We start from the raw sequence: 14,867 nt of genomic DNA, 5'->3' as shown, positions 1-14,867 counted from the left end.
TGCCGACCGCGGTACTGAGGTCGGCAGTAATCCATTGTGGGAGCAAGCCTGCTCGCGATTGCGGACCATCAGCCAACATCGATGTTGAAGGGTGTTCCGCTTTCGCGAGCAGGCTCGCCCCCACATGAGTTAGCCAGTGGCTGATCTAGCTATTGCTGGCCGAAGTCCCTGGCAGTGATTGTTCATTTGTCAGCTGCGAGACCTCCTTGCGGGACAACTCGATCATCTTCACATTGCGTGCCGCCGCCAACTCAAAGAGCTGATTCATGAACACGGCATCGTCGGCGTCATCGCCTCCCTCATCTTCCCCGCCCTGGTTCTCCACTTCATCGAGTGCCTGAAAGTCTTCCGGGTACTTTTCCTTGAGATAACTCACCCAGTAGTCACGCTGGATCAAGTCTTCGAAAAACCCGTCGGAGCGCTCCGCATGGACGATTTCCACGCGCGCATCTGTCAGTTGTTGGCGGGTGACACCCGAGGCATACGTCATGTGTTTGGGCTGGCCTGGCAGGATCAATCCGTCATCCCACCCTTCGGTCAGGCCGATTCGATAGCCCAGGCGAACCTCGGCCTCATCCGCACCGGTACGCGTCGCGGCTTTGGTCGCCAGTTCATCGACCTTGTCCAGTCGAAACAGCTGCCGGGACAGTTTCAGCAGGGCTTGACCCTTTACACCCAGGCGTCCTGGCGGAATGTCGAGCAAGGCGTTGTGGGTGAACACCTGGCTTTCGAGCCCGCTGAACGTGAGGATTCGCCCGTCGACACAGGTGCCATGGGACGCCGAACTGGCGAACAGGACTTCACGAAGTTCGCTGTTGCTGGCCGCCGCTTCCATGACTGTCCAGACCCGCCGAGTCAGGTCGGCACTGGCCACGCGAAACTCCTGGGTGTCCTGCAAGCGCGAGAGCAAATGAAAGAACGCGGCATTGTCCGGCTCGGCCGCCAGTTGATCCCAGATCAGGGTTTTACCGGCCAGTTCCTCCCGGGCCGCATTGGCCAGCCAGGGAGCCATTTGCGCGGCGTCCTGCTCAACCTCGGGCAGTTCTTCATCCGACTCGATGCTGTCGGTGTCGCTTTGGTCGTGAGCGTCATCCAGCAGCTCGTCAAGTTCGGCGCGCGAGAGCCCCAGCACAGTCTCGCGTGCCCCTGCATCACGGTAGGCCCTCAAGCGCTCAAGGCTTTCGAGCACCAGATTGTTGTCGCTCAGGTCGATGCCGATCATCAGCACGTTGTGGCTGCCGTCCAGAGCACGTGCTGGAACCGATGCGATCCCGTTACCGCTCAAATTCAGGACTCTGAGGGAGCTGGCGTCCAGCACGCCTCCCGGCCATTGCGTCAGGCTGTTATTGCGCAGATCGAGTGTCACCAGCGCTTCGAAAACGTCGAGATCGAAAGTACCCAGCTCGTTGTAGCCCAGATCCAGCCACTTCAGACGCTCCAGGTTACTCAACGAGGCCGACACGTGTTCGGCATCGTCGAGCCGGTTCGAAGACAGTTCCAGCCGCTCGAGTGTGCTCATGTGCTGGACCGGCTCGGGTATGGCCTCCAGCCCATTGCCATTGAGTTCCAGCGTCTTGAGGCGGGTAAAGGCCGTGAGGAATCCGTCGGAGCCCGTGCGCGTGAGTTTTACACCGGTCAGGTTCAGCCGAGCGATATGTGCGAACGTGACCGGCATTTCCGGCAGATCGCCCAGTTGCAGGCCGCTCAGATCCAAAACGGTATTGCCTGCACCCTCCACGCCCGTCAGGCCTTCGCGCCAGCATTCGAGGATGCGCAAAGCGCCCAGCCTGCGAGTGCTCGAGGACATCATCCAGCCTGTTCCACTCACTCCCCGCGTAAAGATCCAGCCGTTCAATTCACGCGTCAGCGCTTCGAAGGACTGTTCCCAGCCCGCCAGGCGCTCGCTGATTTGCAGCTCGGTCGTCCCACCCTCGCGCATCTGTTGCAGCGCGTGCAAGGCGTCCTCATCCGCCAGTGTCGGCTTCAAGCGTTGCAAACGCTGTGCGAAAACCTGCGCCCCGTCTCCCACCGGAATTTCAGGTAACGTCAATAAATGCTGCGCGATGGAAAGCCCGCTCTCGGACGGCGGGAAACCCAGCGGTATCGGCTCCAGGGCGAACCGTTGCAAGGTGCCCTCTGGCAGTACCCTGGCCACTTCTATCTGCTGCCAGGCGTTCTTTAGCCTTGCACTTGCCTGAGGGGTCAAGGGTGAACCGCCGAGGTGGGTTTTGAGCAAGATCTGATTTTCCAACACCGCCGGCAGCTCGGAAATCTCGCTGTCGCGCAAGTCCAGCCAGCTCAGCGCAGGCAAATCCTGGGCGCCTGCCGGCCACGCCTGCAGCGTTGTTGAGCGCAGGTCCAAGGCCTTGAGGCCCGTCATCGCTCCGATATCCAGGCGGTTCAAGGGGTTGCCGCTCAGGTCCAGATATTCGAGCGTCCGCCACTTGTCGAGGCTTCGCTGAACCGCTGAGTTGACCACAATGTCGTTATTGGAGAGATCCAGCTGAGTCAATTTGCCGAGATCGTCGGGGGACACAGGGATATCAGTCAGACCGCCACTGCGCAGATCGAGTCTTTGCAATTCGGAAAACCTGCTGACGAAAGCACGCACCTGGGATGCCGGCGCTTTACTCCCGCGCAAATACAGCGTTTGCACCTCTAGAAACGCTCCCGCTGGTAGCTCAGGGTAATCACTCAATCCCAGGTTTGGCAGGTCCAGCACCGTCGCGTCGCCCGTCGCGCCATAGCGCTTGAATACGCCATTGCGCCAGCAAGTTCTCAAGGCATTTGCCATTAATGTCCGACCTGTGATTTCGTTGATCGCCGTTGGCCTTTCCAGCGCACGATACGACCAGTCATTAAGGCTACGGTTGAGTACATGCTGTTGCTCACTCATGGCCTCGATCGCCGCGTACCGCGCCTCGGCGTCCTGCCATTGCTCGACGAACCGATTGAACAAGACCTCGTGATTCTCGTTGATGCCATGACCAATGCGACTCAACTCACCCTTGCAGTACCCCCTGATCATCCCCTCAAGATCAACACGGTATGGAGGCTGCCTTTTGGCGAACTCATACGCCGGCCTGAAATCTTCACGAAGGAAACTCGACCAGTCCAGCGACAGCCCGGACCACAGTTTTTCATGTCCGTTGAAAATGCGATCCGGCAAGGTTCTGATCCCGGTGTCCTTGAGGTTCAATCGCTCAAGTCGCGGCAGTTCGAGCACGCCGGCGGGCCATTCCATCAACGAAGGCGCCAGCACTTCCAGCAGGCGCAGGTTACGCAACTGGCTGACATCCAGCGCAATCGGCGTATACCCAGAACAATAGACATTGAGGAACTCAAGCCGGGTCAAGGCACCCAGCCTCGCCGGCATGTCGGCCGCGTAGGGCACTGTTGCATACAGGCTCAAGTCGACCAGCTCGGGCATCCTGCCGATGCTCTGGGGTACATTGCTGAACTGCTCACCCGTGGCGTTGATCCGCAGCTTTCTCAACCTGGGGAAATTCGCCAACAACGCATCGGCGTTGGCATCGGTGATGCACCGACCCCGAACGTACAGGTCCTGCACGTGGGAGAAATCGGCCGATAACGCAGGCAGCGCATCATCACAAGTCAATTCAAGCAAGGTGAATTGTGCATACCCGCCGGCCAACGGCGAGTTGCGCCAACTGTGCTTGAGCGCGTGTGCAACCGAGGCCTTGCCGCCCATCAAGTGCTCAAAAGCGGAATTCGATGCCGGCTCGCCGACCCATTGATCAAGCGTCGACTCAAGCGTTTCCCATTCCCGCAGGCGGTTCTGCAACAACCCGTAAATCTGCGCATCGGTTTTTCCCGCGCGCAGTTGCGCCAGGATAAAAGCGTTGGCCTGCTGTTCCGTCAATCCCGGATAGAGGTTGCGCACCCGCATCGCCAGTGAAGGATTGAGCCCCTGCCCGCGTCCGCTGGCGTAATACCCGACCAAGCGTTCGTTGACCCGTACCGGAGGCTTGAACCGCCCCTGCTTGCCGATGCGATTCTCCAGGCGTTCTGTCAACTCGGCACGATGGGCGCTGGCATAGTCGATGATCGCTCGGCGCAACTGGCTGCCTTGGGCCACATGGGGAACACCCAGCGCTCGACGTGCCCCATCCGGCATGGCGTGCATGATCGAGGGGTAGAAATTATCTTCATTTGGCGGCATGCCGTTAAGCGCCTCACCTCGCTCATCGAACGCCTGATAGGCAGGTCCCTTCTTGACCACATACTTGTGCGTGCCGGCGGTCTCACTGCCAATGCCATCGATCAGCGGGCCTTCGACGTGACCATCGCGCAGTTCCAGGCGCACACCCTGGGGCCAGCCCGGCAGTTTTTCCAGGCAATGCAGGACGAGCCACCGGCTGTCCGCCGAGACCAAACGCGCCTGATGCAGCCCGGCGAATGCATTATTGACTCGCTCCTGTCGGGCATACCAACGGCCCTCTTCCAGCAGCTTCAAGGGTATCCGCTGTGTCGTTTGCCACCTCGCCAGTTCTTCGGCATTGGCATCGAGCAAAACCCTGTTGGCAGCAGACTCGCTCAACCCAGGACACGCGCGCCGCAACACCGCCACCGGCCCCTCGCCCGCCTCGGCATTTCCCGGCCCCACCTCGAACGCCCGCAACAACTCAGCCAGCCCCGCAGGCGCCGGCAGATGATCGAGGTGCATCTTGCGCAGGGCATTGTCACTGGTCCCGCTGGCATCGGCGATGGTAAGCAGTTGTTCATCAGACAGGCCTTCGGTCGAATGACCCATGCGCCGCAACAGGGTCAGCCGATCCCACGCTAGAGGCCGCTCCAGCGTATGGCGCCAGGCACCGTGGCCGTTGTGCTCGAGAATCGGCCGCCAGGCACCCGTGTCGGAAGGATGCTTGATACGCCATTTTTTCAGCATTGAATCAAAGGTGATCTCATACACCTTGCCTGCCTGGCGGATGTAAGTCCTGCGGTTGGCGCGAAACTGTCCCAGGGCATTGGGGATGATGTCATCGCCCAGCTCAACGCTGCTTTCATAGGGCTTCAGGTCGGGTTTCCACAGCCGAATCGCGCCATCGGGGCGTTTGATGCTGTCCAGCCCTTCAACCACTGGCTCCGGCGCAACCGGCACCAGCTTGCCCAGCACCTTGCCGCCCCCCGCCATCGCCGCGATCAATGCCAGGTTTTCAGCGACATCCACCAGGTGCGCCTTGGCAGCAACGCGATCCCCCTCACTCCACTCGATGGCCCCCTCGAACGACTCGTACAGCATTTGCCCGGCCATTACCGTCAGCATGATCTCGCCCAGCACCGGTACGAACATCGACACCATGTTCAAGCCCAGCATGCCGATTTCCAGCAGGTGATTGAGCTTTGCCGCCCGCGCCCTCGCATCGACTTCAGCCGTCGGGACGGCATGGCTACGTGCGTCGGCAATGACCTTGGCGCGGTTTTGCTCGTAGAGATAAGTCCACAGGTCAGTGTTGGCGGACCAAATGCCGGCGACGCCATTTCGCGTCGTGCCCATGGGATCGAGGTAGGGATCATCCTCCGGTTCGCGCTTGCCCTGGATTTCCGGGGGCAGCTCCTTGATACCGATGAACGTGGAGAACGGCGCAATGTACTGGGCGACCTTGACCCAAATGGAATGCAACGGATCGTTCGGCGCATCCGCGCTTTTGCGGGTGAACTGGCTGAAGTAATAAGGGCGGTCGGCGTAAGCCACGAACTGACTGAAAAAGCGCTGGTGCGGGGTCGGCCTGCTATCGCCGGCAGACCGAGAATTGCCGGCCGTGAACTGGCGTGTGAACTCCTCGCGCAACTGCGCCGAGGTGTAGCGCTTGAGCGGATGTTCGGGGTCATGGGGAACGTAGACGATGAAATCGCTGGTATAGCGATACGGCTCGCTGATGCTGAACACCACACAGCCGGTCATCCGGCGCTTCATCAGGATGAGATCGCGAAACCAGACCTGCCTGCCGCCCATCCGCGGATGGACTTCCCCGCCAATGACTGCAAGGATCATCGCGTAGTCCTGCGGCTCGATGTCCTTTTTCAACAACGCCAGGTCGGCAGCCGCCCTCATGGCGGTTTTCTGGCTGTCGATGAATTGCTCGCGCAGGCTGGCTTCCACGCGCGCATCGGCGGGCTTAAAAAAAACCTGAACGAAGCTTTGATAGCGGGCGCCGATGTCCAGCGTTCGGCACAGCGACAGGAACTGCCTGACCGACATGCTCAACGCAACGTCCTTGAACGTGCCAGGGGTCGGTGTTTCGACGACGAACCCCGAATCTCGATGGAAGGCCCCTTCTTCACACTCTGACGCCTCGAAGTTATGCAGTGCCGCCTGGAGCAAGGACAACTTCATCACCTCGAAAGACGAGACTTCAACCTCGAACACCCCAACCTCCAGGGGGCGCCGCAAGCACACCCAGGTCTGGTTGACGTCGACGTCGACCGAAAACCTGTCCTTGAGCGCCTGGGCCAGAATCGGCCCGGCGAACGTTTCGGCATCGTGCAGCGCGGACATTGTCTGGTCCAGCCGGGACTGCGCGACAAAACTGGCGTTGAAGCTGGCCGTCAGTGCCTGCTGTTGCGCACGGGAGGCGTGCACGTAATCGTCAGGCAGGCGTATAGGGCTTTCTCTGATCGCGGCGCGCCTTGGGGGTGTCGCGTTGATCAACCAATCGGGGGTCATGCGCTCAAGCGCTATGCTGTGCATGCTGCTTTTACCCGGCAGCGGTTTGAAAGGCGGCGAAGTACGGGATGAAATGTTCATGATGTCTCTCCTGGCAAATGGAGCGACAGGACACCATCCCGGGGCAGGACGGCTGCGGTAAATAGTTACCGCCCTGTCGAAAAGGCGAGACAAAGCGTTTCAGGCAGCCCCGGCATGAATCGACAGATTGACTATGCTGTGGGGACTTACATTCAGGCGAGGGATTTATGGACGATCCGGCCGACAACAAGCCGCCGACCTTCTGGCAAATGCTGCACAGCGTCATGGCAGCGGCATTCGGGGTACAGAGCGGGAAGAACCGGGCCCGTGACTTCACTCACGGCAAGCCCAGTCATTTTGTGATCCTGGGGATCCTGTTCACGGCGATTTTCGCACTGACGCTGTTTGCCATCGTCGAACTGGTGCTGCACTTTGCCGGGGTTTGAACCGGCTCAGTGCATCAGGGTTTGCAGGGTGAACGGATAGCGATACGACGTCGGTCGGCCCTTGGCGGACAACTTGTTAAAGTCCACGCCGAAATCCTGCGCGTTGCCCATCGCCAACAGTCGCCGGGCCTGTGTCCGATCGATCAGTTGCAACAGCGGGATCTGCCGGTCGCGTCCGCCGTACTGGCTGACGTCCACGCCTTCATCGTAATCATGCAATTGCACCAGCGCCCAGCCGCCCAGGCTGAAGTGCCCGCCGAGCAATACGCTCAGGCGACCGTCCAGCAGCGCCTGCAACGCTGCGGGCGAATTGTTGATCGCGCCAAACAACACGCCCTTGCCCGGCATACCGCCGGCCTCGACACAGGCCTGCATCACGCCGAGCGCCATCTCGTCATTCGCCGCCCAGACCAGCGACGTCTGCGGGTAGCGTTTGAACAACAACCGGGCCTGTTCGTAGGCGCGTTGCCGGGTCCAGCCTCCGTACACCAATTGGCGCAAACGCACTTGCGGGTGCTCGGCCAGCGCGCGCCGCATACCTTTCTCGCGATACTGCGCGGACGGGGTAATCTTCAACCCGGAGAAGGCCAGCAGATCAAGGGTCTGGCCGGAGGCCACCGGACCGTGCTGGCGGATCAGCTCCTTGAGCATCAGGTAACCGCCCTCCTCGTCATTGGGCACCAGGCTGCCGAGAAAGCCGGGATATTTATCAGGGCGGGCGTCGACCAGTTTCAGCTGATCCGGAGTCAAGGCGTTGTTGACCATGAACAGCTTCACCCCGCTGCCTTTGGCCAGGCGCAGGATTTCCGGGGCGATATATTGCTCGTTGACGAACACCAGGTAGTCCGGACGATTGTAGCCCTGCAGGGCTTCGCGAGCCTGGCGGACCGTGTTTTCCGAGACGCGGTCGGAATACTCGATGCGCAATTCCATCCCCAGGTCAGTCGCCGCGGCCTGCATGAACTGCGAGTAACTCACCCAGAACGCTTCCGTGGCGGTTCCCGGATTCAGGAACAACACTGACGCCGCCTGGGCACAAGTTCCCACACTCATGCCCAGCGTCAGCAATGCGCCACACAAAAACTTCAACATTGGTCGTCCGAGCCCCCGGAAATTCGCCGCGCATTATAACCAACGAACATCCGTAAAACGGCGATTTTTCCGGTTTTTGTCAGACAATCGTCGGTACCGGGCCCGGACGGGGTCGTTTACTGATGGCTGACCCAGAATACCGCCGTCCCCACGACCAGAATGATCAGGAACAAAATGGCCCAGGCATCAACGGTGCTATCGCTTTTCCGTGCTTTGGTTGGGTTGCTCATTGCATCGCCTCTTGTCGGTTTTATCGGTGATTGCAGAAGGACACGAGCAGAGTAAAGACGACGATTGCCCGCACCACAAACAGGGTCTTTGCAACAACGATTCTCATTAGGCGATTTGGTTCTTTACATATGCTCAAACATCACTTTTACGCATAAACGCAAACGGGTATATTGCCCCGGCTCCGTAGGGAGTGCGCGGCCGTGCGCGCAGAATTGCCGAGGTTTTATCGGACGCCAGCAAGCCAAAAAAACGCCGCTGTTTCCGACCGGCCCAAGCCTGAGAACAGGACTTATATGTACGTATACGACGAATACGATCAGCGGATCATCGAGGACCGCGTCAAGCAGTTCCGTGATCAGACCCGACGCTATCTGGCAGGCGAGCTGAGCGAAGAAGAATTCCGCCCCCTGCGCCTGCAAAATGGCCTCTACATTCAGCGTTTCGCGCCGATGTTGCGAGTCGCCGTGCCTTACGGCCAACTGACTTCGCGTCAGATGCGCATGATGGCCAGGATTGCCCGCGACTACGACAAGGGCTACGCCCACATCAGTACCCGGCAGAACGTGCAGTTCAACTGGCCGGCCGTGGAAGACATCCCGGACATCCTGGCTGAACTGGCGACTGTGCAGATGCACGCGATCCAGACCAGCGGCAACTGCCTGCGCAACGTCACCACCGACCAGTTCGCCGGTGTCGCCGCCGACGAACTGATCGACCCGCGCCCATGGTGCGAGATCGTCCGCCAGTGGACGACATTCCACCCGGAATTCGCCTACCTGCCGCGCAAATTCAAGATTGCCGTCAACGGTTCGACCGCTGACCGTGCCGCCATCGAAGTCCACGACATCGGCCTTGAGCCGGTGCACAACGCCGCTGGCGAACTGGGATTCCGTGTATTGGTCGGCGGTGGCCTGGGCCGTACACCGGTGGTGGGTGCGTTCATCAATGAATTCCTGCCGTGGCAAGACCTGTTGAGCTACCTCGACGCCATCCTGCGTGTGTACAACCGCTATGGCCGTCGCGACAACAAGTACAAGGCGCGGATCAAGATCCTGGTCAAAGCGCTGACGCCTGAAGTCTTCGCGCAGAAGGTCGATGCGGAAATGGAGCACCTGCGCGGTGGCCAGACCACATTGACCGAAGCCGAAGTGCAGCGCGTTGCCAAGCACTTCGTCGACCCGGACTACAAGGCGCTGGACAACCAGGCCGCCCGACTGGCCGAACTCGACAAAGAGCACCCGGGCTTCGCCCGCTGGCGCGTGCGCAACACCCTGGCGCACAAGAAGCCGGGTTATGTCGCCGTGACCCTGTCCCTGAAGCCGACCGGCGTTGCACCGGGCGACATCACCGACAAGCAGCTCGATGCGGTGGCCGACCTGGCCGACCGTTACAGCTTTGGTCAACTGCGCACCTCCCACGAGCAAAACATCATCCTGGCCGACGTCGAGCAGGACAAGCTGTTCGCGATGTGGGGCGAACTGCGCGAGCAAGGCTTCGCCACGCCGAACATCGGCCTGCTGACCGACATCATCTGCTGCCCTGGCGGCGATTTCTGCTCACTGGCCAACGCCAAGTCGATCCCGATTGCCGAATCGATCCAGCGCCGTTTCGACGACCTGGACTACCTGTTCGACATTGGCGAGCTGGACCTGAACATCTCCGGTTGCATGAACGCGTGCGGTCACCACCACGTCGGCCACATCGGCATTCTCGGGGTGGACAAGAAAGGCGAAGAGTTCTACCAGGTTTCCCTCGGCGGCAGCGCCAGCCGTGACGCCAGCCTGGGCAAGATCCTCGGCCCGTCCTTCGCCCAGGAAGCCATGCCTGACGTGATCGAAAAGCTGATCGACGTGTACATCGAACAACGTACCGAAGACGAACGCTTCATCGACACCTATCAGCGTATCGGGATCGACCTCTTCAAGGAGCGTGTCTATGCAGCGAATCATTAAGAACAACGAGGTCATCGACGAGACCTGGCACCTGCTGCCCAAGGATTTCAGCATCGACGAGATCACCAATTGCGACGACTACATCGTTCCGTTGCAGCTGTGGCGCGAACACAGCCGTATGCTCCTGGCCCGCGACGGCGGCCTGGGCATCTGGCTGGACGCCGATGAAGAAGCCGAGGAAATCGGTGAAGACGTGGCGCAGTTCCAGGTCATCGCCCTGAACTTCCCGGCCTTTACCGACGGCCGCAATTACTCCAATGCCCGCCTGCTGCGTGACCGCTACGGTTTCAAAGGCGAACTGCGGGCCATTGGCGATGTGCTGCGCGACCAGTTGTTCTACCTGCATCGCTGCGGTTTCGACGCGTTCGCCATTCGCGCCGACAAGGACCCGCATGAAGCCCTTGAAGGTCTGAAGGACTTCTCGGTGACCTACCAGGCCGCCACCGACGAACCGCTGCCGCTGTTCCGTCGTCGCTGACTGTCATACCAGGAACCCCGAGCCGGGGTTCCTGGTGTTTCACCCTTCCCGTCAAAAAACAGGGTGATCCTCCAGCGGAATCGGCCGCCCCATGGCAACCCGTCCATGACCCATAGCAACGCACTGCCCGATGGCCTGTCGGCCAATCGTTGCCAGATTTGCTGCCGGGCCTCACGCAAGTGTTCATTGCCCCACAGTTTCACCCGGTCCCGGGAGACCGCCTGCGCGAGTATGGCGTAGGGAACCAGCCACCGCGTTGCCGCAAGCAGGAAGGATCGACAACTGCCTAGACATTTCGCCGTGGGCGGGAGGATGTTGGAAGGATTCGCAGGGAAAAAAGAGTTCTTCACGCAACCCCGGGAAACTGTAGGAGCCAGCTTGCTGGCGAAGGACTCAAGTGCGCCGCGTTTATCCAGATCACACGCGTTATCGTTAACGACCTTTGCTGGCAAGCCAGCGCCTACAGGGGACCGTGTTTGAGTCGAAAATGAAGTGGCCTGCACGCCAGTGAAAGCACAAAAAAACCGGCGCAAATGCCCCGGCCTTTGGTTTCGGCGATAGGTAAGAGTGCATTACCAGAAGCGTTGCTGGATCAAGCGACTCCACCAGCTCAGCAGCACGCGGTCGACCGAGCCACTGGCCGCCATGCCGATGCGCTCGGGCAGGCTTTTGCGTTCGGCGTAATGCAGGTGATAAAGCTCGGACTGCTTGGCGCGCTCGGCGAGGTATTCATCGCTGGTCTTCAGTTCGTCGACCAGTTGATTGTCCAGCGCTGCGACGCCGAGCCAGATTTCGCCGGTGGCCACTTCATCGATCGCCAGTTGTGGGCGATAGCGCGACACGAAGTTCTTGAACAATTGATGGGTGATATCCAGGTCTTCCTGGAACTTTTCCCGGCCCTTCTCGGTGTTTTCGCCGAACACGGTCAGGGTACGCTTGTACTCACCGGCGGTCAGCACTTCGAAGTCGATATCGTGTTTTTTCAGCAGGCGGTTCACGTTGGGCAACTGCGCCACCACGCCAATCGAGCCGAGAATGGCGAATGGTGCGCTGATGATCTTCTCGCCGATGCACGCCATCATGTAGCCGCCGCTGGCCGCGACCTTGTCGATGCACACGGTCAAGGGCACGCCGGCCTCACGGATGCGCGCCAGTTGCGAGGATGCCAGGCCATAGCTGTGGACCATGCCGCCGCCGCTTTCCAGGCGCAGCACCACTTCGTCCTTCGGTGTGGCGAGGGTCAGCAAAGCGGTGATTTCATGACGCAGGCTCTCGGTGGCGGAGGCCTTGATGTCGCCGTTGAAATCCAGCACGAACACCCGCGGCCTGGCCTCGGGTTTCTTCTTCTGCTTCTTGTCGGTTTTAGCCTGGGTCTTGCGCAGGGCCTTGAGCTGGTCCTTGTCGAGCAAGGTTTGCTCCAGGCGCTCGCGCAGCCCTTTATAGAAATCATTGAGCTTGCTGACCTGCAACTGGCCCGACGACTTGCGCCGACCCTTGCTGCGCAAGGCCGCAAAACTGGCCAGGACCACCAGGATGGCAATCACCAGGGTCACAGTCTTGGCCAGGAAAATGGCGTACTCGGAAAAAAACTCCACAGGGACTCCTCAAACGATGCGCGGCTTTAACGCGCGGGATGCCTCCAGCATACCCATGCACCGACCTTGCGACCAGCCGTGAAACCTCTGGCAACAGGGCTGTAACGGGCATTTCAAACAAGCGTATGTTTTTTCATTGACAGCACACCGCCATCCTCATAACCTCGCCAAACCTTTAACGTACGGGGATGACGCGGACGTGGGCAGCATCTATTTGATTCGACATGGCCAGGCCTCCTTTGGTGCGGACGACTACGACGTCCTGTCGCCGATTGGCATTCGCCAGGCTGAAATCCTTGGCCGGCACCTGGCCGAACTCGGGATCAGCTTCGACCGTTGCCTGGCAGGCGACCTGCGCCGCCAGCAGGACACGGCCACCGGCGCGCTGGAACAATTCGCCGCCGTCGGCCTGCCGGTGCCGATCCTGGAAACCGACGCGGCCTTCAACGAATTCGACGCGGATGCAGTCATCCGCGCACTGCTGCCGGCGATGCTGCCGGACGAGCCCGAAGCCTTGAACATCCTGCGCAACGCCGCGCAAAACCGCGGTGAATTCCAGCGTATCTTCGCCCTGATCATCGAGCGCTGGCTCGCCGGCAGCCACGACACACCGGGCCTGGAAAGCTGGCTGGGGTTTGTCGAGCGGGTCCGGGCCGGTTTGAACCGCATCCTCGACCAGGCGGACAACACCCAGAAAATCGCCGTATTCACCTCCGGCGGCACCATCACTGCCCTGCTCCACTTGATCACCCAAATGCCTGCCCGCCAGGCCTTTGAAATGAACTGGCAAATCGTCAACACCTCGCTCAACCAGCTGAAGTTTCGTGGTCGCGAGGTGTCACTGGCTTCCTTCAACGGTCATGCGCACCTGCAGCTGTTGAAGGCCCCGGAACTCATCACGTTTCGCTGAGTCCGGACTATTGTGACCCTGGCTGTAACCACCCAGCTCTTATACCCAAGAAAGGATCGAACCATGACCTCCGTAGCAGACGCCGTACAAGCAATGAAAGCCAAGTTCAACCCAGCCGCTGCTGCCGGTCTGGACCTGGTCTTCGGTTTCCGCATCGACGACACCAAGAACTTCTCGCTGGTCGTTAAAGACCAGACTTGCGAGCTCAAAGAAGGCGAGAACCCGGACGCCCAGGTGACCCTGGTGATGGACGGCGAAACCCTGGAAGGCATCGTCAGCGGCGAGACCGACGGCATGCAAGCGTTCATGGGCGGCAAACTGCGCGCTGAAGGCGACATGATGTTGGCGATGAAACTGTCCGAGCTGTTCCCGTCGTAAGACCTGGCTCCTGATTTTCGGGAGCGTACCGGGCCGCAAACGAATCCCGCCCTTAGTGGCGGGATTTGTCGTTTTGGCTGCCCTGTGGCGAGAGGGCTTGCCCCCTCGCCACGGGTATGAGTGGTGTCAGTAAGGCATCCGCTCTTACAATGCCCGAACCCTCCCAACCGGCCACCCCATGGACATCGACCTCGCCCGCACCTTCCTCGAAATCGTCCGCCACGGCAGCCTGGCAGCGGCCGCGGAAAAACTCCATGTGACCCAGACCGCGATCACCGCCCGCGTGCAAAAACTCGAGAGCCAACTGGGCAGCACCCTGTTTATCCGCAACCGGGCCGGCGCGCGCCTGACACCCAACGGCGAGGCGTTCGTGGTGTACGCCAATCAGTTGGTGCAAACCTGGGAAGCGGCGCGCCGCGACTTGCCATTGCCCGAGGGCTATCGCGACGTGCTTCACATCGGTGGCGAGGTGAGCCTGTGCAACCCGCTGATGCTCGGCTGGGCCGGCGCCATCCGCCAAAAAATCCCCAGCCACGCCTTGCGCATGGAGATCCGCGACGGCGAGCACTTGCTACGCCAACTCGAACTGGGTGTGCTGGATGCGGCGCTGGTGTATCAGCCCGAGTATTGGCCGCGTTTGCAGGTCGAGCAGATTCTCGAAGAAAAACTCATCCTCGTGCGCTTGCCCAGCCAGCCCGACCCATACGTGTACATCGACTGGGGCCCCGACTTCCGCCGCCAGCACGATGCCGCCCTGCCGGAAAAAGCCAAGGCGGCGCTGACCTTTAACCTCGGCCCGCTGGGTTTGCAGTACCTTCTGGAAAACGGCGGCAGTGGTTACTTTCGCACCCGCGTCGTGCAGACGTATCTGCAAAGTGGCGTACTGGAACGAGTGCCCAAAGCTCCGGAATTCAGCTATCCGACCTACCTGGTCTACTCCCGCGACCGCGACTCACCGACCCTGCAACAGGCATTCGATCTGCTGCGCGAGGTCATCATTTGCGACGAAGACTGGTCGCAACGCTGGGACCCGCTCACCTGAAAACGCCTTGCACCGGATCATGGCCGTTGTG

Annotated in this window: 9 protein-coding genes; 6 read left to right on the top strand and 3 right to left on the bottom strand. The window is 60.2% G+C overall.

The annotated features are described in order from the left end of the window. Positions 1 to 145: 145 nt before the first annotated feature. Positions 146 to 6,772 carry an NEL-type E3 ubiquitin ligase domain-containing protein gene (locus tag J1D76_RS14330; RefSeq protein WP_421138930.1) on the bottom strand — a complete coding sequence of 2,209 codons (6,627 nt, stop codon included), beginning with the start codon at positions 6,770 to 6,772 and terminating at the stop codon, positions 146 to 148. A gap of 167 nt (positions 6,773 to 6,939) precedes the next feature. Here J1D76_RS14330 and J1D76_RS14325 point away from each other — a divergent pair, with 167 nt between their 5' ends. Further along, entirely contained in the window at positions 6,940 to 7,158 is a 219-nt protein-coding gene (locus J1D76_RS14325) for a DUF2970 domain-containing protein (protein ID WP_421138929.1), read from the top strand. 6 nt (positions 7,159 to 7,164) lie between these two features. Here J1D76_RS14325 and J1D76_RS14320 read toward each other — a convergent pair whose 3' ends face one another. Continuing rightward, the gene (locus tag J1D76_RS14320; RefSeq protein ID WP_421138928.1) at positions 7,165 to 8,250 is read right to left on the bottom strand and encodes an ABC transporter substrate-binding protein; all 1,086 of its coding nucleotides are present in this window, start codon (positions 8,248 to 8,250) and stop codon (positions 7,165 to 7,167) included. A gap of 524 nt (positions 8,251 to 8,774) precedes the next feature. Between J1D76_RS14320 and J1D76_RS14315 the strand changes: the two genes are divergently transcribed. After that, complete coding sequence (locus J1D76_RS14315) at positions 8,775 to 10,433, top strand: nitrite/sulfite reductase (protein ID WP_421138927.1); 1,659 nt, start codon at positions 8,775 to 8,777, stop codon at positions 10,431 to 10,433. Then, complete coding sequence (locus J1D76_RS14310; RefSeq protein ID WP_421138926.1) at positions 10,417 to 10,911, top strand: DUF934 domain-containing protein; 495 nt, start codon at positions 10,417 to 10,419, stop codon at positions 10,909 to 10,911. The genes J1D76_RS14315 and J1D76_RS14310 overlap by 17 nt, the downstream gene beginning before the upstream one ends. Before the next feature lie 572 nt (positions 10,912 to 11,483). Here the strand turns inward: J1D76_RS14310 and sohB are convergent. After that, on the bottom strand, positions 11,484 to 12,506 hold the full coding sequence (gene sohB, locus J1D76_RS14305) for a protease SohB (RefSeq protein WP_421138925.1): 1,023 nt from the start codon (positions 12,504 to 12,506) through the stop codon (positions 11,484 to 11,486). A gap of 199 nt (positions 12,507 to 12,705) precedes the next feature. Here sohB and J1D76_RS14300 point away from each other — a divergent pair, with 199 nt between their 5' ends. From J1D76_RS14300 to J1D76_RS14290, 3 genes are all read left to right on the top strand, one after another. Next, positions 12,706 to 13,416, top strand: a complete 711-nt coding sequence (locus tag J1D76_RS14300) for a histidine phosphatase family protein (protein ID WP_421138924.1) — start codon at positions 12,706 to 12,708, stop codon at positions 13,414 to 13,416. A gap of 63 nt (positions 13,417 to 13,479) precedes the next feature. Next, positions 13,480 to 13,794: an SCP2 sterol-binding domain-containing protein gene (locus tag J1D76_RS14295; RefSeq protein ID WP_421138923.1), complete on the top strand. Its 315-nt coding sequence runs from the start codon at positions 13,480 to 13,482 to the stop codon at positions 13,792 to 13,794. Positions 13,795 to 13,972: 178 nt separating this feature from the next. Continuing rightward, complete coding sequence (locus J1D76_RS14290; protein ID WP_421138922.1) at positions 13,973 to 14,836, top strand: LysR family transcriptional regulator; 864 nt, start codon at positions 13,973 to 13,975, stop codon at positions 14,834 to 14,836. Positions 14,837 to 14,867: the final 31 nt, after the last annotated feature.

The organism is Pseudomonas sp. NFX15 (assembly GCF_049132105.1).
Taxonomy (GTDB): Bacteria; Pseudomonadota; Gammaproteobacteria; order Pseudomonadales; family Pseudomonadaceae; genus Aquipseudomonas.
Note: the sequence above shows the minus strand (reverse complement) of the source record. Positions and strands in the feature narration are given on the sequence as shown.